Origin of the sequence: Methylocystis sp. JR02, from assembly GCF_030063565.1 — a bacterium.
In the GTDB taxonomy this organism is placed as follows: Bacteria; Pseudomonadota; Alphaproteobacteria; order Rhizobiales; family Beijerinckiaceae; genus Methylocystis; species Methylocystis iwaonis.
This window is the reverse complement of record NZ_JASIRC010000001.1, coordinates 82963-104889: the sequence shown is the minus strand read 5'-3', so window position 1 is coordinate 104889 and position 21927 is coordinate 82963. Positions and strand designations below refer to the sequence as shown.

13 protein-coding genes and 1 tRNA gene are annotated in these 21927 nt (G+C 61.1%); 2 read left to right on the top strand and 12 right to left on the bottom strand.

The genetic code is table 11. The annotated features are described in order from the left end of the window. Positions 1 to 214: 214 nt before the first annotated feature. From QNA11_RS00460 to QNA11_RS00440, 5 genes are all read right to left on the bottom strand, one after another. Positions 215 to 7228: a DUF4214 domain-containing protein gene (locus QNA11_RS00460; protein WP_283481520.1), complete on the bottom strand. Its 7014-nt coding sequence runs from the start codon at positions 7226 to 7228 to the stop codon at positions 215 to 217. A gap of 136 nt (positions 7229 to 7364) precedes the next feature. Next, positions 7365 to 7760, bottom strand: a complete 396-nt coding sequence (locus QNA11_RS00455) for a DUF6165 family protein (RefSeq protein ID WP_283481519.1) — start codon at positions 7758 to 7760, stop codon at positions 7365 to 7367. Between the two features lie 13 nt (positions 7761 to 7773). Next, a complete protein-coding gene (locus QNA11_RS00450; protein ID WP_283484133.1) occupies positions 7774 to 11352 on the bottom strand; it encodes an FkbM family methyltransferase in 3579 nt (1192 codons plus the stop codon). Between the two features lie 583 nt (positions 11353 to 11935). After that, the gene (locus tag QNA11_RS00445) at positions 11936 to 12166 is read right to left on the bottom strand and encodes a hypothetical protein (RefSeq protein ID WP_283481518.1); all 231 of its coding nucleotides are present in this window, start codon (positions 12164 to 12166) and stop codon (positions 11936 to 11938) included. Positions 12167 to 12193: 27 nt separating this feature from the next. Further along, positions 12194 to 12478, bottom strand: a complete 285-nt coding sequence (locus tag QNA11_RS00440; protein ID WP_283481517.1) for a hypothetical protein — start codon at positions 12476 to 12478, stop codon at positions 12194 to 12196. A 312-nt stretch (positions 12479 to 12790) separates the two neighbouring features. On the opposite strand from QNA11_RS00440, the gene QNA11_RS00435 reads away from it, so the two are divergent. After that, positions 12791 to 14332 carry a recombinase family protein gene (locus QNA11_RS00435; protein WP_283484132.1) on the top strand — a complete coding sequence of 514 codons (1542 nt, stop codon included), beginning with the start codon at positions 12791 to 12793 and terminating at the stop codon, positions 14330 to 14332. Here QNA11_RS00435 and QNA11_RS00430 read toward each other — a convergent pair. Further along, positions 14289 to 14365 (bottom strand) — tRNA-Met (locus QNA11_RS00430). The genes QNA11_RS00435 and QNA11_RS00430 overlap by 44 nt on opposite strands. A 1158-nt stretch (positions 14366 to 15523) precedes the next feature. Here QNA11_RS00430 and QNA11_RS00425 point away from each other — a divergent pair. After that, positions 15524 to 16357, top strand: coding sequence for a class I SAM-dependent methyltransferase (locus tag QNA11_RS00425; RefSeq protein WP_349362216.1), 834 nt, complete (start codon positions 15524 to 15526; stop codon positions 16355 to 16357). A gap of 125 nt (positions 16358 to 16482) precedes the next feature. Here the strand turns inward: QNA11_RS00425 and QNA11_RS00420 are convergent, their stop codons facing one another. The 6 genes from QNA11_RS00420 to ispH form a co-directional block, all read right to left on the bottom strand. Next, complete coding sequence (locus tag QNA11_RS00420) at positions 16483 to 17274, bottom strand: NAD kinase (RefSeq protein ID WP_202073818.1); 792 nt, start codon at positions 17272 to 17274, stop codon at positions 16483 to 16485. 116 nt (positions 17275 to 17390) lie between these two features. Next, a complete protein-coding gene (locus tag QNA11_RS00415; protein ID WP_283481515.1) occupies positions 17391 to 18305 on the bottom strand; it encodes an ROK family protein in 915 nt (304 codons plus the stop codon). Then, positions 18302 to 19075 (bottom strand): pentapeptide repeat-containing protein, encoded by a 774-nt coding sequence (locus QNA11_RS00410; protein ID WP_283481514.1) that lies wholly within the window; start codon positions 19073 to 19075, stop codon positions 18302 to 18304. Before QNA11_RS00410 ends, QNA11_RS00415 begins: the two co-directional genes overlap by 4 nt. 410 nt (positions 19076 to 19485) lie before the next feature. After that, complete coding sequence (rnhA, locus tag QNA11_RS00405) at positions 19486 to 19944, bottom strand: ribonuclease HI (protein WP_202073821.1); 459 nt, start codon at positions 19942 to 19944, stop codon at positions 19486 to 19488. Beyond that, positions 19941 to 20888: a homoserine kinase gene (gene thrB / locus QNA11_RS00400; RefSeq protein WP_283481513.1), complete on the bottom strand. Its 948-nt coding sequence runs from the start codon at positions 20886 to 20888 to the stop codon at positions 19941 to 19943. The genes rnhA and thrB overlap by 4 nt, the downstream gene beginning before the upstream one ends. Positions 20889 to 20913: 25 nt before the next feature. Beyond that, positions 20914 to 21882 (bottom strand): 4-hydroxy-3-methylbut-2-enyl diphosphate reductase, encoded by a 969-nt coding sequence (gene ispH / locus QNA11_RS00395; RefSeq protein ID WP_202073823.1) that lies wholly within the window; start codon positions 21880 to 21882, stop codon positions 20914 to 20916. Positions 21883 to 21927: the final 45 nt, after the last annotated feature.

Genomic DNA, 21927 nt, shown 5'->3' with positions numbered 1-21927 from the left:
CTTCTTCGTATCCATGGCCACACCCTCTCAGGTTGGAGCCTCCGGCAATCCAGGCGCGGTTCATCCTCCGTGCGCGCGTAATTCCTGTGTAGCGGCCACCGCAACAGAAAGTGAGGAAGACGCAGTTTCGTGGCTTTTTCGATTCCGATCGGATATTCTCAGGCCAAGATCGCTCCTGACACTGCGACATGGTTTCTCTTAATATCGCGACCATTCATCTGCCTTCGAACGCGGCGAACAATTCTTCTGGCTTCCATAAGGCGCCGAATTGACCCGCTGCGTAGGCTCCCTCGTAGATTTTCCGCATCTCGGGAATACGCTCGGACAGCGCCTTCAGATGTTTGAGCCGCATGAGGATGCGCGGAGCCGAACAATACGCGCTATTGCCGACGGTGTCGTTTTCGAAGATGTCCCTCCACATCATTTCGACCAGCCAGAGCCGGTTCGCTCGACGTCTATCGACGTCCGCGGGATCGCATCCGACTCTTTCCGCGAGGTCCCATGAACGGGGCAGATGTTCGAGGTCGAGCATAGGTCCATAGGCAGCCCAGGAAACATTCGAATTGACGACGAGTGAGGGCGTTCCGATCCAATAGGCTGGTTCATCCGCCATATAATTTAGGACATAATAGGCTGTCGGAACACAGGCCCGCATCGTCGCGAAAATTCTGCCACTCGTATCCTGGCAGTACGACCTGATCCCATGATCGCGACGATAGACATGGGAATAGATTGCCGTAAAAAAATTCTCGCATTTCGCAGCCAAGCGCTTGACCGGAGCGGCTTCGTCTGGGCCTGCCGGCTCCAGCACATTATAGCCGTCAAGATATGCTTGCAGATCGGCAATGGAGCCCGGATCCTGCTCCGAGCTATATCCATAATTCATGTAAATGAGGCTGATATCCGGGCACTCGTTTAGAATTCCCATAACACGGTCGATCACGCCGTCTCGCGTGAGATCGTCGTCGCCGAGAATCCAGAAATATTCGCCTCTTGCTCTTTGAGCCGTAACGGCGAGATTGCCGAGCATGCCCACGTTTTTCGGATTGCGGAAATATCGAAAATCGGATCGGCCAAGATAAGGGCGAACCGCTTCGGGAGTGTCGTCGGGCGACGCGTTGTCGACCACGACGACCTCGAGGTCCGGTCGCGGGGCTCCGATCTGAGTGAAGAGATTTCTCAGATTGAGGGCAATCCATCCCGCGCGTTTGTAGGTGCTGATGCAAATTGACAGTTTCGGCCGGCGTCGCAGATTGGCGAGTGTAGCGTAGATATCGCGGGTCGGCCGTTTGTCGAGCTTGCGCAACGAGTCAATGGCGCGATCAGCCGCGAGTTCCGTCAGAATGTCTCGCGCGTAAGTCGCCCACGACCGCACAGGTTGTCCCAGCGCCTCCCTAGCCAAACAGTTTCGCCACTGTTCGTCGGTCAACCTCTCAATCGCGTTGGAGAGAGCCGTAGGGTCGTCCGAGGCTACAAAAATGAGGCCGCGTGCAGACCGCTCGCGCGGATCTCGCGTGACGACGATGCACGGAACCCCACTCCAGAGACTCCTTACGACCACGGGCGAGAGAACGCCTTTCGGATCGGGACACACGACGATGTCAGCGTCGTCAATCAGACGATCCAGCTTGCTCTCATCGATATTGGTCTCGAGGCGGAATTCGACACCGGCGGCTCCCCGAGGCGCCGAAGACGCTCCGGATTGCGACATGCTCGCGACCGTCAACGTCAATGGCGCAGAAGATCGCTCGGCCGCTTTGGCGGCCGCCTCGGCCAATATTTCGACCCCGATTTGCCGATCGGCAGACTCCACGGCCAGAACACGGAAACGCGGTTGCATCGCCTTCTTGGGCGCTCCGCGTCGCGGCAACCCGAGAATTTCGTTGGGCGAAGGGAGCGCCTTGAAACGATCTTCCGCGCAGACGAGCTTGTTGGGCCATGAGAGGAGGAAGCGGTAGAATTGATCTAAACTCCTCTCAGACATGGCAAGGACCTTGTCGAATTCGACAAGGGTCTCGAAATGGCCCTTCGCCTCCGCCTCTTCCTCGGCCTCGGGCAACAGCGCCACCAAGCGCAGTCCGATGCCACGGCAATAGGCGGCCATCTCGCGCGCAGGTTCGTCTCCGAGGTCGAGAAGGCTCAATACCCAGCATGGCGCGTCCGCGCTTTTCGGCTCGATCCACGTCGTCCGATCATCCGGCTGGGCCCCGCGATCCCAGCGAGCGAGTGCTTGCGTCTCCGGCTCGACCAGCCGCTTGCCCGCAGCGTCCCACACAGCGGGGATCAGATCGATCCCGCGATCCCTGAGCGCGCGCGCCAAGCTCCTCGCGAAGCCGGAAAGCGTCTCCTCTCGAAGGATCGCAGAGCCGAGGCAGAGATAGAGCGATGCGACCGGAAAGTGGCTGTCTGTCACTTCGCTCAGCAAGCCGAGGAAGCGGCGCGCATAGTCCTGCTGACCCTTCTCGTCGGTGAATAAATCGTCGTCCTTCACGAGAAGAGGAATTTTCCGGATCAGTGGAGCGAACGCAGCCCTTTGGTGCTGGACGAAAAAGCTGATCAGGTCGTTCTCGGCGAGGGTCGAGACAGGAACGACGAGGTCGGCAAGCAACAGCGCCTGCATATAGAGCTCGTGCGCCTCGGCCTCGTCGCCGGCGCAAGATCCGCGGCGCAGCGGTTCGGCACCATGGAAAACGAACCCCGTGCGAAGCCCGAGCCGGCGCGCTTCGATAATGATGTTCATTTCGTAGAGATGGGCGATGTCGGGCTTGACGCGCACGGCGTGGGGAACGAGCAGCCAGTCCCCGTCGCTCGACGATGTCTCGTCCAGAACGATATGACGTTCGCCTCGGCTGGGATGAACCGAAAGACGACGCGCCGAGCTCTCCGTCCATTCGAGACCGTTCAACTCGTCGCGAAAGAGCAGTCGAAACTTCCTGGCCTCGGGGCTCCATATGACAAAGCGAACCGACTCATGCAATGCGAGCAACTGCCGCCCGAGGCCGAGAGCGAGACGTTGAGGCGTCGCCGTCTCGCCGCTACTCACGCCGACGAGCACGAAGAGTCTCCGCTCTTTCTGCGTCTCCCGCAAAATTATCGGCTCCGGCGCCGCCGGTTTCTTCGACGACTCGTCGGTTGCCGTCTCCAACAAAGACGGCTTGGAGAGGAACGCGATCCCTTCTCTGGACATGAGCACTTCGCCGACAATTTCGTTCCGGCTCAATCCGAGGCCCAGACGATCGCAATTATGGGTCAGCGCCTGCTGCTCCGGGGCGCGTCCGAGAAGGCTTCGGTAGACGACCTCGATAAAGCGAGCGTTGTCCGGTTCGGACAATTCGCGCAATCTGGCGGCGACGTCCGGCCGGATCTGTTCCGTTTGGGCCAAGCCTTGCGGAGACAGCAGCAATCGCCCGGCAAGTGCGGCTTTCGATTCGCCTTGCCTCAGACGGCCGAGATAATCATCGAACTCCTCGCGAGCGGGACCTCGTCCCAAAATCCGTCGATACAAGTGGCGGATGAAGTCTGCGCCCTCTTTAGTCGGAAGGTCGCCCCACTCGACGGGATCCGTCGGCGATTCCTCCAAGAATTCGGCAGAGGGAAGGGACATCTCGACGCGGCCCCTCGTCGCCGTCTTCGCTTTTTTCTGAGGTCTCCATTTGCGCGGAAACCGCGACACGAAGACGAGGCTCTCCGCCGACAAGAGCAACTCGCCGACAAGTCCTGTCCTGCTCAGGCCGCGGTTCAGACGACTGCAATTATCAGTCAGAGCTCCCGGTTCGGGGGCTCGTCCGAGGACATTGTGATACGCGCCGTCTATGAATCGATCATCGTCCGAAGCCGTCAGCAGCCGCAGTCTCGTGGTCAAATCGGGCTCCCGCTCGATGCGAGACAGACATTCTTCCGAAAGCAGCAACTCGCCGACGAGAGCGGCTTTCGTCTCCCCTTGATGCAGGCGGCCGATGAAACGGTGGAGCTCTTCCGGAGTGGGGCTCCGACCCAAAATCCTCCAATACGCGCTATGGCCGAGATTCTCGCCTTCGCTTCCTGGCAGCGCGCCCCATTCGACGCCTCCGGGCGCCGCCTCGCTTCTCGGAAGCCGCGACACGAAGGCCGAGCCCTCTAACGAAAGGAGCAATTCGCCGACGAACTCCGTCTGTCGCAGGCCGTTTTCCAGACGGGCGCTATTGTGGAGTTGAGCGTCGCGCTCGGCTGCGCGTCCGAGTAGGTTGCGATAGGCGGAGCAAACAAAACGAACGCTCTCCGATGCCAGCTCGTTCAAGCCCAGGGCGAACTCCGGCCGCTCCTCCTCCATGCGGGCGAAGCCTTCCTGCGACAGCATCAGCTCGCCGACGAGGGCCGTTTTTGCCTCCCCCCGGTTCAACCGGTCGGAGAATCGGAGGAACTCCTCCACGGTCGGGCTGCGTCCCAGGATCGTCCAATGCGCCCTGTGCACAAAATCTTCGCCTTCGCTCGTTTGAAGCTGCCCCCATTCTACGCCCATCGCCGGGTCGACATCCAAACTCGCTTCGGCCAGATCGGATATATCGTCCACGAGCGGACGGGATCTATATGCGAGGCTTTCCGGCGACAGCAGCAGCTCTGCGGCCACCTCGACTTTCGATACGCCGTCCTCGAGGCGCTTCAGAAAATGGGTGCGGCCGCCCTCGTCGGGTTCTCGTCCGAAGAAGCTGCGATAGGCGGCGCTGATGAACTCTTCTCCTTCGCCGCCCGACAGCCGTTCGACTTCCGCCGGCGCTTCTGTCCATTCCGACATGCGCGCGAGACCTTCGTCGGACAGCAACAGGGAGCCGATCACTACCGTCTTGGACAAACCGGAATTCAGATATCCGCTGAAATAAGCGAGTCCCTCCGGATCGGCTGCGCGCTCCACGATGGACCGATATGCGGCGGCGACGAAATCGGCTCCTTCGAGCGTCGCCAGCCGGTCGAGATCGATCGTGTGGGCGGTGCGTCTTTCGAGGCGAGCGCGCCCTTCGACCGACAGCAGCATTTCGCCGGCGAGCGCCAATTTCGACGTCCCCTCGCCGAGACGCCCCGTCATATAGGCGAAGCCGCCGTCATCGGGCTCTCGACCAAGGAAAAATCGATATGCGCCCCGGACGAAGGCCTCGCCTTCGAGACTCAAGACGCTATCGAGAGGCGTGACCGGTCCGATGCGCTCGGCCAGATGCACGAGACCTTCGGCCGAGAAAAAGATCTCTCCCAGCAGCCCGGGTCTCGAGACGTTCGCGGCCAACCGCCCCAATTGAAATGTCGTCCCTTCCGGATCGGCCTCTCGCCCGAGAAGCGCGCGATAGGCGGCGGCGATGAACGAAGCGTCATCGAGCGCGAGCAGTTCATCCCATGAGATTTCTTGCGACGCCGACTCGAATCGATCTTCGAAAAACAGCCGCTCGATATTCGCGAATGTCCGCCATTCTCCGAAATCCGAGAGGAGATTGATATTCGCCTGAACCCCTTTGTCGATGAGGTCTGGAAACGAAAAATCCTCTATATGGCTCCCACCGCCGAGAAAGCGCGGGAATGGCGCCGCGCGGGTGAAGACGACGGCGCGCTCGGTGGCCATCGCGAGGCAGCTCACGCTCTCGAGCTCGTCGGAGCGCGCCGGATCGTTGAAGACGACGATCAGCGAATCTCCCGCGAGCAGCTCGACGACGTCGCTTCCACGTCGGGGGAGAGCGGCGATCGTGAACCATAATTCGCTCTCGTCGTCGATTTCCGACAGCGATGCGATGCGCGCTTCGAGCGCGGCCCTTTCCGCGGGCGGCGCCTCGAGCAGTATCTCCGCCTGCCCCAATTCTCGCCCGAGCTTGGCGACAACCTCTTCCAGATTGGAGCTCGCAGCGGCGAAGCCGATCAGCCAGACCCTCCTGCCGTGACGCAGTCCGACGAAGGTCGTATAATAAGGAACGATCGGGCGACGCGGCGCGATGGTCAGCCCGTCGACGTGACGGATTTCGCCGCCGCAATCGTCTCTCAGGAGAATCTTGGGCCCGGCGACAGTCGCCACGGCGCGCGCGAGACCGACCGCATCGTAGGGGAAGTCCACGAGGATCACGGCCCACGGCTTTTGCGAAAGAACGCTGCGCCGCAGGTCCCGAATGTCGCGACAATGGGCGCGGGAGATTTCATATGAACCCGACCTGTCGAGACTATCGGCGAGCCTCGTTTCGAAGGCGCGGAGGTCACCGCGGTTCACATTGCGGATCGACGCGACCAGGACTTTCGTCGGGTGATTGTTCCACAGGGCCGGCGCGGTTTTCTCCGCCTCGCCCAGCGTTATCGATCCGAAAGTCATCAGCATTCGCTCGAACGTCCTCCTGAAGGACTCCCGCGACCAATCGTCCTGGATGCGACGGACGAGCGGCGCGCTGGTCTCCATGGCTTGGCGCAGGCTCATGACCGGATATGGGGGAATATAGTGGTGAATATGCCGGAAAGTGTCGTTTGTGCCCGTCAGTAGCGGCCGCCCGGACATGATCGCCTGATCGGTGGTCGCCGATAGGCCGGACTGACGGCGCGTATACAGAAAGCAATTGAGATCGCTCTCGCTGCACCAGTCCAGCAAATTCTCGGGCGTCATGAAATCGAAGGTGAAGCGGACCTCGATCCCCGGCTTGGCGATCCGTTCGCATACCGACGCGAGACTTCTCGGATAATCCTTACCGTGTATGTCGTCGGACGAAGAGGTGTACGCCCCTTGCGGGACATTCACGCGGACGATGGCCCGCTCGAATTCTCGGTTGACGGCATCGACCACCAGTTCGAACCCCTTGCCGGGCGTGCCGAAGCCGAAAGAGCTGATGATGGGAACATCGCGCGGCACGTGGGGGAATCGACGTGGCTCGCCCTCCAGCGGTCTTGGAAACGGAAAAATCTTCCCGGTCGCCAGCGTCGTCGGATCGAGCGCGATATAGCCGTCGAAAACGTCGAGCGCGACGTGACGCAGTGGGTTTCCAGGCTCTAATTCGAGCAAAATGCAGAATTTGAGCCCGGGCAGCCTGCCGATGCTCGCCAAATCCAGATGCGGCGCCATTGTTATGAAGTGCCAGTTGAACACCCAGAAGTCATACGGGTCCGCCGCCGCCGTTCCGGCGGCCCCGAAAGGATCGAGACGCCCTTCAAGAGCGAGCTTGGCGCAATCAAACATATCGAGCGAAAAATAATCCAAATTATAATAAGCAGAATTATTAATACAGTTATAGACCATTCGGCCACTCTCGAAGATGCTACAGTTCGCAGGAGCGGTATTTATAAATACGCCCCGCGAGCATCTCGATGAGATTTGAAAATTTTGGTCCAGCTTTCTCATCTCTTACTCTCGATGTTTGTGCTCGCAGGGCTCTTCAGTAGTCCGAATAGCTCTTTTCTTCGACGACTGATGACGAAGTCAGCAGGTTCAATTCACGTTTCGCCGCAGCACGCGCATCGTTGAGGCGATAGATCGACCGAGCCGTCGCCAAAAAGGCCTCATCGAACACGCCCCGACGCTCGAAATCACGAATTCTGTCCTCGGCCTCCCATATCTGCGAGTTGACGTCCTTCAGCTTGCCGAACAAAACGCCTATAGCCTGCCGATTGTCGATTTCGAGCTTTTCGGCAATGTGCCGGAGGAGGCGCATCTCGTGATTCACGTTCACGAGCTTGTCGGGGTCGGCGATTCGTTCGGATTTGATCTCGAGGATGGTGATCTTGTCGAACAGTTCCCCAACCGAGATCGGCGCGAGAATATCATTGCTCATAGCACGGCTCGCATTATTGTGCCTTGACCAGCGCATGCGCCAATCGCGCGAGGCGCGCGCCCTGGCGTGCATAGTCATGCGCTTCGACCCAGAGCTGCGACGCCTCTCGAATGCGTCTCGCGGTCTCCGTATCGCCCCCTATTTGCTGCAGAGCGTCGCCGATTCCCTCCGCCAGCGCCTCCGGGGTCACTCCAGGCAGGCGAAACACGGCTTCTCCCAGGTCATCGAAAATCGAGATGGGCGTGACGGCGACGGGTCGACCGGCGGCCAGTCCGTAGCGGACCGAACCGCTCGCCGACTCGTTCGTCCGCTGATAGGGATTGACAATGAGGTCGGCTTCGCTGAGGAGCGCGAGACACATGTCGTCGTCGAGGAATTCCGAGTGAAGCTCGATATCGCTTTCCAGGCCGAGCCGCTCGATCGCCTCCCTGAGCTTACCCAATTCCAACGCCGACAATTCAGATTGATGTTCCGCGTTGAGCATTCGCAGCTTCACGCCGAGGCCTCTCCGCTTCAATAGGGCCACCGCCTCCACGAGCTCCACCAATCCCTTGCCCGGAAGACAGAAGCCGAAGGACGCGATGAGCGGACAGGCGCTTCGCATGCGCCGGGGTACGGATCTGCTCCCTGGGCTCAAGACCCCGTGGGGGAAGAGCATCACATTGTCGACGAGACCGATCGCCTTGAGACGCTCCATGTCGCCGAGACTATGCGCGAGGATACGATGGCACTTCCGCAGAGCCTGTCGGAAGTCTATGAGACGAAAGTTTTCGATGCCGCCATACGGATCGACCGTCGAGTGCAGATCGACGAAGACCACGATGCCTCTCGCCAGGCACTGCTCGATGAAATCTTGCAGTTCGGCATGGTTGAAGAAGCCGTAATTGAACTGGATGACGAGCGAATCCACCGACCAAGCCGCCATTTCGTCCAATATCTCGGGGAAGCCGTTGGCTTCCTTGCCCATGTTCCAGCTTCGGACGCAATTGCCGGGATCCGGACCGAGCGGCTCCTCTCGTGGCGCGAACACGACGAATTCATTCGGCGAGAGAGACGCCGACAAATGAGCAGCGTACGTCGCAATGCCGCATTTGACGTTCCATGTGGTGATCCAGCCCAAACGCGAACCGGTCCTCGATCGTCCGGGCGCTTCCTTGCATCGCTCACCGAGAGCAGCGAGGCGCTGAGCCGACGCCTTCCAAGTGAAATCTCGAAGCAATCGGGTGCGGCCAGCGAGAGCCTTGGAGCGCCGCTCTGACGGCGCAGCTCGATAGGCGGACCATAGCGCGTCGTCGAGCGAGTTCGCCGTCGGCCTCGCCCAGACGATGTCGTCGAGATTTCCGGATGCTTGCGCCCGCTCGTAACGATACTCGACCAACCAAGCGTTCGACTCATCGCAATAATCGCGATGCCCTCCCCAGGCGGTGGCGATCACCGGAAGACCCCACACCAAGGCCTGGGCGACGTTCAGACCGAAGCCGCCATTGCGCGTCGGCGCGACAAAGGCGTCGCACTGCTGGTAGAGCGCCCTCAACTCCGGCTCCATCAGCTCCTTTTCGATCAGCACGACGTCGGGAAAACCGACATGCTCCTTCCGAAGCTTGTGGAGGAGGGCGAATATCTCCTCGGGCAATGCGCTCTTCGCGACGACGATCAACGACACATCGTCGTCGGCGCTGAAGACGTAACCAAAGGACTCGAGCAGCAAATCGAGGCCGCTGGCGATGTCGCCGAGCGAGACGTGCAAGAAGCGGAAGCTCCGCCCCGGCGCGGCGAAACCGGCCGCCGGGCTTATTCGCTCCCAATGATCGACGCCCATGCCGACGACCGAGGCGGGGACGGTCAATCCTCTGTCGATCAGAGTCTTGAGCCCGAGGCTGGACGTGCAGCCGACGCCCGCCAGCTCCGAGTTGAATCGATCGACCAAATCGTCGGAGTGACCAAGCTCCACGTCCTGCCCCGTCAGGACGACGTCCTCGTCTCCGATCTCCGCCGAGGCGTCGAAGGAGAAGATCGTCGCGACGTCCGCCTCCATTCTGGTGGCTTCGCCGACGATGTCGTAGCCTAGCTCGGCCATCGCGTGCGACACTTCGACGCGGGCGAGACGGATTTCTTCCTTCGCGTCGCCGGCTTCCGTCATTCGCCATGTCAAAGCGGAAGACCAGGCGTTCGCGCGCGGGAGATCGATGGGCTTCTCCTTCGTGGGAGGAGGAGCTTCATCGCGTTTGCGGGCTTCGTCGGACGGTCTCACACCGTCCTTCACGCGAGCCATTTCCGCTCGGGCCGCGCTCAGCAGCGCCCGCACCCTCGCGAGCTTGAATCGTGTTTCATCGAGTTCGCCGAACGCGGCGTCGCGTTTCCTGCACGCATCGAGAAAGTCATCGCGAGAAATCTGCAGTTCCCTCTGAACGCTCGCTAACTGCTCGCCCAATCTGTCCAATGCAATTCGTTGCTGCGTGAGTTCGCCAAAAAAACGATCGCGCTCGCTGCGCGTCGCGTCGAGTTCGTCTCGAAGCAGCGACCGTTCGCCTCGGCCCTCTTCGATCGCACCCCGCGCTTGCTCCAGCGTGGCTTGCGCCTGGCCAAGCGCGCCGGCCGCGAAGTCGCGCTCCTTGCGCGTCTCGACAAGTTCGTCGCGCGCGCTTCTCAGTTCATTCTGAGCACCTGCCAATTGATCGCGGGTCAGCTCCAGCGCGGTCTGCTTCGCGATCACTTCGCCGACGACCCTGTCGCGCTCGCCACGTGTTTCGTCTAGCTCGACGCGAGCCTGCGCCAGTTCCGCCTGTCTCTGCGTCGCTTCGGCGACGAGCCGGTCCCTGAGCTCACGGATCTCTGCGTTCGCTCGCGCCTCGGCATCACCTCCCAGCGCGAGCTTCTCTTCCGCGTCACCGCGGACCGTCGCGAGTTCGCTCTGGTATCGAGCCGTCAAAGCAGCTACCTGTCGGCTTTCTTCTGTCACCTGGAAGTCGTCCCAGATACATGGGCCGTATTGGAAGTGGATAAGAAGGTCCTGATGGGCAGCCGATATGTAGTACCGGTTAATTCCGTCGAAATAAGCGAACGAATAGCCTTTGTTGAGGAGCAGATGCTCCCATTTGTCGAAGTTCTCTGCCCGCGTCACTGGATCAATGGCTTCAACGAGCACAATCCAAGGGCGGAACTTCGATTTTCGCCATCCCTTCAAGACTGCTTGCTCAAGCCCTTCGACGTCGATTTTCAACCAGTGAATGTCTTCACGACCGACATCCTTGAACAGCTTGTCGAGAGTGATCGTCGGGCGTCGCTTCTCGACGATCCTCCAACCATTGGCACGATGGCCATCGGCGATGTCTCGCATCGCTGTGGACATTCCCGTTTCGGCGATTTCATAGAACGGTGCCGTGCCGGCTCGATTCGAGATAATGGCTTGCACGACAGATTCGTCGGGACGAGCGCGCCGTAATTTTTCGGCGTATTCGTCGTTAGGCTCTACATGGACTCCCCGCCATCCCATTTCGTAAAAGGCACGGCTGACAGAATCGAAGGAAGGATCAAAAGCGCCGATATCGATATAGAAACCTAGGCCGACGTGTTTCAAAGCGCGCCACAACATGACGTCTTCGAAATTCTGAGCGTAAGAAAAAAAGGTCATACGAGGCCTTTCATGCACGCATCACCTTGATAATTCGACTGCGCTCCCCTCCCATCGCCGTGAAGGACCCTACGCCTCACACCGCGCCTGGAGGCGGCGACTCCATCGTATGATTCGAACTTCTGGAGAGTGACAGGTCATTGACGATAAGACCTCAATCCTCGGGACGAAAAACATTGTTAGATTTCCATGCGCCGGCGAGTCCGCGCACACGATAGGAAAACCCTGCTCTACGCCTATCGGCGTTGCGACCGGCCCCGATCGGCGCGCGTCCATCTGACTACGCTTTCATCAATACTTTTCGACCACTTGGGTTTCGCTTACGGCACCCGGAAACAGGCGTCAACCTCAAATATGCAACACCCACGGCAATCGCTCGAACGTGCGGGGAGTTTAGGCGCGGGAATTGCCATGATTCATAGAGGGCTTCGAATCACCGAGGCCCTCGATGTCCAAGACCGGCCATCTTTCCGCTCTCGAGGACCGCGTCAAGCCTGGAAGTCATCTATCTAGGATAGATGACAGGGGAATCGGGCGAAGGATTTCAGGCAGCGACGAGGGTTGCGAGAAATTCGTCGTCCCAGGCGGCGGTCATTCGCTTGAGGCGCTGGGAGTCTTTGCGCGGGGCCTTGCGGATCAGATTATTGGCCATGTGCTTGAGCGTGGTAAAATTTGCCGGGGCGTTTTCGGTTCGTACCCGGCATTCGGCGTCGCGGAAGACCATATCCATGACCCAGTGCAGGCTGTTCTCGATCGCCCAGTCATCGCGGATCATGGGGCCGACCAGAGCCGGCGGCAAGCCTCAACGAGGTAATGTAGAACCTCGTTCCTGCGTGCTCTCGCCGTCGATCTCACGCCTGCTCTCGACCATGACCACGCCTTCGAGCCCCGGCCAATCGCGCCTCTCTTTCAGCCAACCGATGTCGTGGAACGCCGTATAGCGACGCATCTCGATACGGCCGTGCTCGCCGTCGAGCGTCTCGTGGCGGCTGACCGTGGCCTCCTCGAATCCATTGGCTTTCTGTTCGTCGGCGAACGACGCAAAAGGTCGAGCTTCTTCTCGCCGAACCGCGCGATGTAGCCGCACAATCCGACCCGCTCTCGCCCATCGACTCATCCTTCGCCCGGCTCAGAGGATGTCGACTGATTCAGCACTAAAGCGATCTGTCACCTACTTCTTCACCCGATCGCCCTGCCCTGCGCTTGTCGCGCTGGTCCGCGCGCTTGCGATCGAGGCGGCCCGGGCTGATTATGAGGGGTCCCACGATAGACCGGGACGTCTCGAAGAGCGTTTTAATGACCAGAAAATCAAGAAGCGCCTGAACTAGCCGCGCCGCGATCTACGCACGTTTTCGACCGAGCTACAGAACGAACGATCGAATGAAGATCAAATCGCCCTGTGCCGCGCGACCGCGCATCGGGAAGGGCGGCAGTCGTCGCGGAATACGAGGACCGAGCCCGCTCCGGGCCCTCCATCATCGGCCGCGACGGGCTCGCGGCGCTGTTGCGCGACGCCGAGGCGCGCGCCTTCGACGTCGTGATCGTCGAGGCGCTCGACCGCCTCTCGCGCGACATGGCGGACCTCGCCGGCATCCACCGGCGTCTGAGCTTTCTGGGGATCGAGATTCAGGCTGCGCATGAGGGCGTGGCCGATACGGCGATGATCGGCCTGCGCGGGCTGGTCGGGCAGCTTTTCCGCGAGGACGGGGCAAAGAAGGTTCGACGGGGAATGGCGGGGGTCGTGCGCGAGGGCCGCTACGCCGGGGGCCGCGCCTATGGCTACCGACCGACGCCAGGCGAGCCGGGGCGGCTCCGGATCGACCCACAAGAGGCGGCCGTAGTGCGCCGTATCTTCGAGGAATATGCGGCCGGCCGGACGCCGCGGGACATCGCGCATGACCTTAATCGCGATGGCGTTCCGGCGCCGAGGGGCGCGGTCTGGAACGCCTCGACGATCAACGGGAACCGGGAACGGACGAACGGAATAATCCAAAACCCGATCTATGGCGGCGAGATCGTCTGGAACCGGATCAAAATGGTGAAAGACCCGGCGACCGGCCGGCGCGTCGCGCGGCCGAATCCGGAAAGTGAGTGGCAGCGCCGGGAGGCGCCAGAGTTGCGCCTCGTGTCAGAAGAGACGCTTGCGACGGCGCTGGCGCGAAAAACGCAGCGCGCCGTGAGAAAAGAACCGCCCGGCCCCAGGCGCTATGCGCGCTCGGTCCTGTCGGGCCTGCTCAAATGCGCGGCCTGCGGATCCGGCATGTCCAAGCACGACAACAGCGGCGGCCGCCCACGGATCAGATGCAGCCGGGCGACGGAACCGGGGAGCTGCGCGAACCGCCGAAGCTATTACCTTGACCGGATCGAGGCGGGCGTGATCGAGGCGCTGCGGGAGGAGCTCGACCAGCCGGAGCTGCTTGCCGAGTTCGTGCGCGCCTATCACGAGGAACAGCAGCGCCTGTCCGGCCAGCAGGCGCATGGGCGCGCAAAGGCGGAAACGCGGCTCGTGGAGGTTCGGCGGCAGCTCGAGCGCCTGGTCGACGCGATCGCGGCCGGCGGCGCGGCGTTCGAAGCCGTGAGGGGAAAGATGGAGGCGCTCGAGCAGGAACGCCGAGCGCTCGAGGCGCGCCTGACGGAAGCGCCCGAAGCATCGGCGCCGATTATGCTCCATCCACAAGCGGTGACGCGGTTTCGCCAAGCGCTCGCCGATCTCGCCGGCGCAGTGCAATCCGATCGGCCGCTCGCCCACGAAGCCTTCCGTGAGCTCGTGGATCAAGTCATCGTTCATCCCGCGCCGAAGGGCGAAGAACCAAAGATTAAGATCGTGGGGAAGCTGGCGGCGCTTCTAGATCTGCGCGGGCTTGGCTCGCCCGTTAAAAACGCCGTTGGGGGATTGTTGGTAGCGGAGGAGGGATTCGAACCCCCGACACAGGGATTATGATTCCCCTGCTCTGGCCAACTGAGCTACTCCGCCCCAGACTGTTTCGGAGCAGTCTTGAGATGCCAGCGATATAGGTCGCGCCAGCAGTGCAAGTCAAGGTCTATCAGCCTGTGACGCGACAGATCGCATGGCCGATGGGCGAGGGTGACGGGGATCACCCGCGATCGGCTGGGAAAATCCAAGATAATCCTGGTGGCCCGAGGCACTGTGCGGTTTGGCGAGCGGGGACACGCTGTTTTTATCAGCGGATTATAACAGATTTAATGAACGCTAAAAAGACAACTGACTCATAACTGCAACTTATCCAAGAATAGAAAATGCTTCTATCAGACTGAGTGGCGCGTTTGCATTTACACTAAAAAATTGAAAATAGTGGTGTTCTGCACTCTGGGCAAAAGCATATCGTAAATGTCCCGGTCGTGTGGACGAATAGGAAGCGGTCAAATGTTTCGCGATTCCCGGCCTGAATCTGGTGTGATTCACAGGCCTCCGACCGATATCGGACTGAATATAAAGCCTTGCACTGTCGTGTACGACAAAGGCTATGCCAGTAGGGCGAATCGTAAGGCGGCGAGGAAGCGCGGTATTGCTACCGTGATCCCGCCCACAAGGCCAATGAAAAAGAAAGGCCCGCCTTCTTCGCCAAGACGCTCGACAAAGCGCGCGCCCGCATCGAACAAGGTTTAGGCCGCCTCAAGCGTTTCAAGAGAGTCGCCCTTCGACGCGAAAAGGACCGAGCGCACTTCAGATCAATCGCCAGTTTCGGCTCCAATTCGGTTACACGTCCTCAATAAGGCGGCAACATTATCCGCTCGCAGAAAACGACACGTCATATAAGGATAGAGAAGCTGCCCAATTTAGTTACTCGATCACCTGGACGCTTTGGTTTATTTTCCCGGATATGAAAGATGGCGAACTTGTCCGTGACGATGGGGCAAAGGCCAGATGGGCTTCGCCTCAAAGCGAGATGCCGCCGAAATCATCGCAATCGCAATGGCTCCGCTGACGATGAGCAGCAGGACCTCCGGCAGCGGATGTGCGCGCCCCACCAAGGCCTGCTTGAGAGGTGGGCCGCTATTGACAATCGAGGCGCGAAAGCTTAGCTCTGGATAATGTTTAAGAGATACCCGCTAGATTAACTGTAGATATCGCCTAAGATCTGGATATCTTTTGGAAACTTAGGATAAAGTCATAACATCGAGCGCGCAATTTCGTGCCTTTTCGCCTGCTGTTCCGCTCGCTCTTCCTAATAGAGGGGAGTGCTTATTCTATCATAGCATCGATTTTCCGGACGAGCCGCCTGCGATAGGAGCGTGGGACATCAGGGGAGAATTCGAGCAGTATATCGGCTGCTATCCGATCGTCGGAAAAACGGTTTTGGATGTCGGAACGGCCTCAGGCTTCCTCGCCTTCAGTGCGGAGAAGGCGGGGGCGGCTCATGTGACAGCCGTAGATGTTTTCGACAGTTTGGAGATACGACATCTCCAATTCGCCGGCCATCCCTTCCATTCGTCTAGGAATGAGTGGCTTCACGACAACGATGCGTTCGTCGCGTCGCTCAAGAGGTCTTTCTGGTATAGCTGGCACCGTCTCAATAGTGGGGTAGAAGTATTCTACGTACCGATCGATACGTTTCCGTTTTGGGACCGTCAATTCGATGTAGTCTTTGCGGGTGCCCTGGTCGAACATCTCTCTGACCCGATTAGCGCAATCGGTCATATCGCAAGATTGGCGAAAGAGGCAGTGATTATTGCATTTACGCCAGTCATAGAGGCTGACGATCAGATCATGAAGACGGCCAACGATTGGTCTGACCCTGTTCACTGCTTCACTTGGTGGACGTTGTCGAGAGGGTTATACAACAGAATATTTGAAAACCTTGGGTTTACGGTCGAGTACAAAGCGTCTAGAGCAATTTATTCCCCATCAAGTGGTGTTTTTTTGGGAGCCGAACGACCGACTATTATCGCCAGGCGCATAAAACCCGCTAACACCGAAAATGTGACAGCGGGTATTTTCCCCTAAGTGAATGCTTTCTCAAATAATCCGATACACCCTAACACGCGACGTATTAGGCTTACCTTTGTGACTGTTCTCTGACCCCCGCCAGACCCGGGAAACGCTGGGCCGACCGCATTTCGCCGGCCACCCTAATAGCCGAACTGCTCCCGCAAAATGCGCTCTTCGAGGGAATGGCCCGGGTCGTGGAGCAGCACGAGATCGGCGTCGTGATCCATCTCTATGGTCACGAACGCCAGGTCGCGGAACTCGTCGTGATCTGCGACCACGGAAACGGGACGCTTTTCAGGCTCGAGGACTTCTATCCGGACCTTGGCCGCGTCCGGCAGCAGCGCCCCGCGCCAGCGGCGCGGACGAAAGGGGGAGATCGGGGTGAGCGCCAATAAGGGCGAGTCGAGCGGCAGGATTGGCCCGTTGGCGGAGAGATTATAGGCCGACGAGCCCGCCGGCGTCGACAGAAGCACGCCGTCGGTGATCAGCTCCGGCATACGCTCCTGGTCGTTGATGAGGATGCGCAGCTTCGCGACCTGCGACGTCTGCCTCAGCAGCGAGACTTCGTTGATCGCATGGGCGGAGAACTCGTCTCCCCGCACATTGGTGGCGTTCATCAGCAGCGGGTGGATGATCGACGCCTTGGACTCCGCGAGGCGCTTGCGCAGGTTGGTTTCGCGATATTGGTTCATGAGAAATCCGACCGAGCCGCGGTTCATGCCATAGATCGGCTTGCCGGAATCCATGTAATTATGCAGCGTTCGCAGCATCAGGCCGTCGCCGCCGAGCGCTACGATGCAATCGGCCTCCTCCGGCGGAATGTCGCCATATTTCTCGACGAGCCGCACGCGCGCCTCCTCGGCCTGAGGCGTGCCGGACGAGAGAAAAGCCAGTTTCTTGAAAGGGTTGGGGGTATCGCCGCCGGCGCCCATGTCTGCTGACTTTCCTGATGCTCGAAAGCGTGACGACTGCGCCTATCCGCGCCCAGCGGCGCGACGCCCGAGGCAATAGGTTTTTTGTCGCTCACTGGCAATGCCCCGGCGTCTCCTCACGCGTCCCGCCATAACCAAGCCGCGCCGCGCACGCCGCCGGAGTCGCCGTGCGCATTGCGCAGAATCTTCGTATCCAGCGCGTCGGTGAAGGCATGGCCCGCCACACGCGCAGTGAGCCCGTCATAGAGGCGCGCAATATTCGAAACGCCGCCGCCGAGCGCGATCACGTCCGGGTCCAGAATATCGATCACCATGGCGAGGGCGCGGGCAAGACGATCTTGATAGGCGTCGAGCGCGGCAAGGGCCGCCGCCTCCCCGCGCTCGGCGCGCGCGACGATCTCCTGGCCTGTCGCCGAGGCGCCGGCGCGCCGCTCATAGTCGCGCGCGAGGCCCGGCCCGGAAAGAAAAGTCTCGATGCAGCCGTCATGTCCGCAGAAACAATGGGCGCCGGGATATTCGCCGGGCTGCATCCAGGGGAGCGGCGTATGGCCCCATTCTCCGCCGATGTGATTACGGCCAGCGATGATCTTGCCGTCCACGACGACGCCGCCGCCAACGCCTGTGCCGATGATGACGCCGAAGACCACGCGCGCGCCCTGCCCCGCGCCGTCGATCGCCTCCGAAAGCGCGAAGCAATTGGCGTCATTCTCGACGCGCACAGGCCGATCGAGCGCCCGCGACAGATCGACGTCGAGCGGCTTGCCGTTGACGCATTGCGTGTTGGAGCCTTTCGCGAGCCCCGTATGCGTCGAGATCGAACCGGGCGCGCCGACCCCCACCAGGCCGCGCCGGCCGGTCTCAGTTTCGACGTCGCGGACGAGCGTCGCGACGGCGCGGATGATCGCGTTATAATCATGCGCCGGCGTCGCCACCCGGCGGCGGGCGAGAATTGCGCCGGCGCGATCGAGCGCGATCGCCTCGATCTTGGTTCCGCCAAGATCGACGCCGATGCGGATGGGTCCATCGTTCATTGGCGGCGCGCGCGGTCGAGATGCTGGGCCTTTTGAAGCGGGCCTTCCATCGCCGCGTCGATTTGCGCGGAGTCGAGATCGAGGTCCTTGGTGTTGGCGCCGGCGAAAATCGCCCCGGTGAAATCGGCCCCCGAGGCGTCGGCGTTCGCGAGGTTTGCGTCGCTGAAATCGGCGCCGGCGGCATGGGCGAAACGCAAATCCGCGCTCATCAGATTGGCTTTCCGCAGCAGCGCGTTTTCGAGATGCGCCGAACGCAAGACGGCGCGCATCAGCCCCATGGACTGGTTCTTCATATCCGCTGAGAGATCCGCGTGATCGAATCTGGCGCCGCGTAGCGAGGCGCCCGTCAGATCGCCAGCGAGGCGCGCGCCGGAGAAATCGGCGCCATCGGCGTTCATCCGCTGCATCTGCGCTGCGAATGCCTGCGCGCCTTTCAGCGAAGCGCCGGTAAGATCGGCCTCGATCAGCCAGGCCTGGTCGAGAACGGCGCCATCGAGCTTCGCGCCAGAAAGCCGAACCTTGTTGAGGCGCGCCGCGCGGAAATTGGCGCCCGAAAGATCGAGACGGGAAAGGTCGAGGCCGTTGAGGCTCTTTCCCGAGAAATCCATGTTCCGAGCGTCGAGCGCCGCTTCGACCTCGGCGCGCGTCATCTCGGATTGCGAATAGGCCGGCTGCGAAAGATCGACGCCTCGAAGCATATCCTGCGCATGAAGCGGCGTTGCGATAAGGAGCGCCGCAAGGGCGGCGCGCGCGAGAAAATGCCTGTTCATCTTCGCTCCCCGGCGCAGCGACGCGCCTCCGGCGATAAAGTTACAGCAGGATGACCCGCAGCGAAATCTGGCGGCGCGGACCGCGAGCCTTCAGGCTCGCTCAGACTGCCGCCAAAGTAGCGATGACGCCCCTCGTGCTTCGAGACGCCTGCCGCGTAGGCCCCTCAGCATGAGGGGCTTCTGCATCTACGCCAAACACTTAGGCATCATCCTGAGGAGCGAGCGCAGCTCGTGTCTCGAAGGACGAGGCCGCCTCGGAAGCTCGCTATTCTCAAAGCGAGCCTGAAGGCTCGCGGTCCGAAGGCCCGAAAAAAAGGGGCGCGGCCACGGCCATGCCCCTAGGGTCCGGAGAAGAGAAAACCCGGTATTAATCAAGAGATAGGCTTGCGCGGGCGCCGTGCAAGCCCGGCTCACCCGGGCGCGCGCCTCTGGCGCAGGAAAGGCGCCATGCCGGCGCGCGCCAGGGCGTCGGCGCGCTCGTTCATCTCGTCCCCCGCATGGCCGCGCACCCAATGCCAGGCGACGTCGTGACGCTCCTCGGCGGCCTCGAGCCGCTGCCAGAGCTCGACATTCTTCACCGGCTTACGGTCCGCGGTCTTCCAGCCGCGCGTTTTCCAGTTCTTGATCCAGGAGGTGACGCCGCCACGCACATATTGAGAATCTGTGTAGAGGTCGATCGCGCAGGGTCGCGTCAGCGCCTCCAGCGCCATGATCGCGGCCATCAGCTCCATGCGGTTGTTCGTCGTTTGCGGCTCGCCGCCACAGATTTCCTTTTCGACCTCGCCAAAGCGCAAAATGGCTCCCCAGCCGCCGGGGCCGGGATTGCCGGAGCAAGCCCCGTCCGTCCAGATCGCCACGCGGCGCGTCATAGAAAGGCGCCGGCCGTCTGATGGAAACGAAGCTTGGCCAGATACTCGCGCGGGTCCTTGGGCCGCACGAGCGCGCCCTTCGGCACGTCCAGCCAATCAACATAGCGCGTGAGAAGGAAACGCATCGCCGCCCCGCGCGCGAGAGTGGGAAAAGCGTCGAGCTCCGCGCCATCCAGGGGCCGAACGCGGCGGTAGGCAGAGAGAAGCGCGGCGCCCTTCTCGATGTCGAAGCGATGCGCCTCGTCGAAGCACCAGGCGTTCAGGCAGATCGCAAGATCATAGGCGTAGGCGTCGTTGCAGGCGAAATAGAAGTCGATCACGCCCGAGATCTTGTCGCCCAGAAAAAACGCATTGTCCGGGAAAAGATCGGCGTGGATCACGCCGCTCGGCAGATCGCGCGGCCAGTTCTGCTCCAGATAATCGAGCTCGGCTTCGACCGTCTCCCGCAGCCCCGGCTCAACTTCATCGGCGCGCGCGGCGGCGGGCGCGAAAAGCGGGCGCCAGGCCTCGACCGAGAGCGCATTCGGGCGGCGCAGCGGAAAATCCGCGCTGGCGAGATGCAATTGCGCCAGCGCCGCGCCCAGCGCCGCGCAATGCGCGACCTCGGGGTGATGCACCGAATAGCCGTCCAGGAAAGTGACGATGACCGCCGGCCGCCCCGCGAGGCGCCCGAGCGGCTCGCCGGCCCGGTTGGGCACTGGCAGCGGGCAGGTGACGCCGCGCCGCGCGAGATGCTCCATCAGCCCGAGAAAAAACGGCAGGTCCGCCTCCGCCACGCGCCTCTCATAGAGGGTGAGGATGAAGCTTCCGGCGCTGGTGTGCAGATAATAGTTGGAGTTCTCGACCCCCTCGGCGATGCCCTTGCAGGAGAGGAGGTCGCCGATGTCATAGGTCGCGAGGAAAGCGAGCAGCTCCGCGTCGTCGACCTGCGTGTAAACGGCCATAGGGTTCTTTCCGGAGCGACGCCTGTCAGGCGAGCGCCCGCAGCTCCTTCGGCAATGGGAAGGAGACGCTCTCATCGGCCGTCGAGACGGTTTCCACGGTGATGTCATAGCGCTCGGCGAAAGCGTCCATGATTTCCTCGACGAGAACTTCCGGCGCAGAGGCGCCGGCGGTGATGCCCAGTGAGGCGATATTGCTGAAGATCGACCAGTCGATCTCGCGCCTGCCCTGCACGAGCTGCGCGGGGGCGCCGGCCCGCTCCGCCACTTCGCGCAGGCGCTGCGAATTCGAGGAATTCGGCGAGCCGACGACGATCACCGCATCGACAGTGGGCGCGACCTGCTTGACCGCCGCCTGACGGTTGGTCGTCGCGTAGCAGATGTCTTCCTTGTGCGGACCGACGATCTTGGGAAAGCGCTTCGTCAGCGCATTGACGATTTCCTGAGAGTCGTCGAGCGACAGGGTGGTCTGGGTGACATAGGCCAGATTATTCTCGTCCGGAAGGCTCAAAGCGTCGATATCCTCGACGGATTCCACGAGCACCACCGCGCCCTCGGGGAGCTGCCCCATCGTGCCGACCACCTCCGGATGGCCCGAGTGGCCGACGAGCAGCACGCGCCGCCCGCGCTTCCAGTGGATTTCCGCCTCGCGATGCACCTTGGTGACGAGCGGACAGGTGGCGTCGATCGCCAAAAACTTGCGCTCCTGCGCTTCGGCGGAGACGGATTTGGCCACGCCATGGGCGGAGAAAATCACCGGCGCGTCGGTCTGCGGGATTTCATCGAGCTCCTCGACGAACACCGCGCCCTTGGATTTCAGCGACTCCACCACGTAACGATTATGTACGATCTCGTGACGCACATAGACCGGCGGTCCATATTTGGCGAGGGCGCGCTCGACGGCGTCGATGGCGCGCACGACGCCCGCGCAGAAGCCGCGGGGCGAGCACAGGAAAATCTTGAGCGGCGGTTTCATTCCGCGTGGCTGAGCATTCATTTGGGCGCCTTCGGCAATGGGCGCCGCGCGGCTGCGCCGGCGGCT

Coding starts and splice junctions, on each gene's coding strand:
- QNA11_RS00460 (WP_283481520.1), bottom strand. CDS start 7,228: ATGGTCTATAACTGTATTAATAATTCTGCTTATTATAATTTGGATTAT.
- QNA11_RS00455 (WP_283481519.1), bottom strand. CDS start 7,760: ATGAGCAATGATATTCTCGCGCCGATCTCGGTTGGGGAACTGTTCGAC.
- QNA11_RS00450 (WP_283484133.1), bottom strand. CDS start 11,352: ATGTTGTGGCGCGCTTTGAAACACGTCGGCCTAGGTTTCTATATCGAT.
- QNA11_RS00445 (WP_283481518.1), bottom strand. CDS start 12,166: ATGATCCGCGATGACTGGGCGATCGAGAACAGCCTGCACTGGGTCATG.
- QNA11_RS00420 (WP_202073818.1), bottom strand. CDS start 17,274: ATGGGCGCCGGCGGCGATACCCCCAACCCTTTCAAGAAACTGGCTTTT.
- QNA11_RS00415 (WP_283481515.1), bottom strand. CDS start 18,305: ATGAACGATGGACCCATCCGCATCGGCGTCGATCTTGGCGGAACCAAG.
- QNA11_RS00410 (WP_283481514.1), bottom strand. CDS start 19,075: ATGAACAGGCATTTTCTCGCGCGCGCCGCCCTTGCGGCGCTCCTTATC.
- rnhA (WP_202073821.1), bottom strand. CDS start 19,944: ATGACGCGCCGCGTGGCGATCTGGACGGACGGGGCTTGCTCCGGCAAT.
- thrB (WP_283481513.1), bottom strand. CDS start 20,888: ATGGCCGTTTACACGCAGGTCGACGACGCGGAGCTGCTCGCTTTCCTC.
- ispH (WP_202073823.1), bottom strand. CDS start 21,882: ATGAATGCTCAGCCACGCGGAATGAAACCGCCGCTCAAGATTTTCCTG.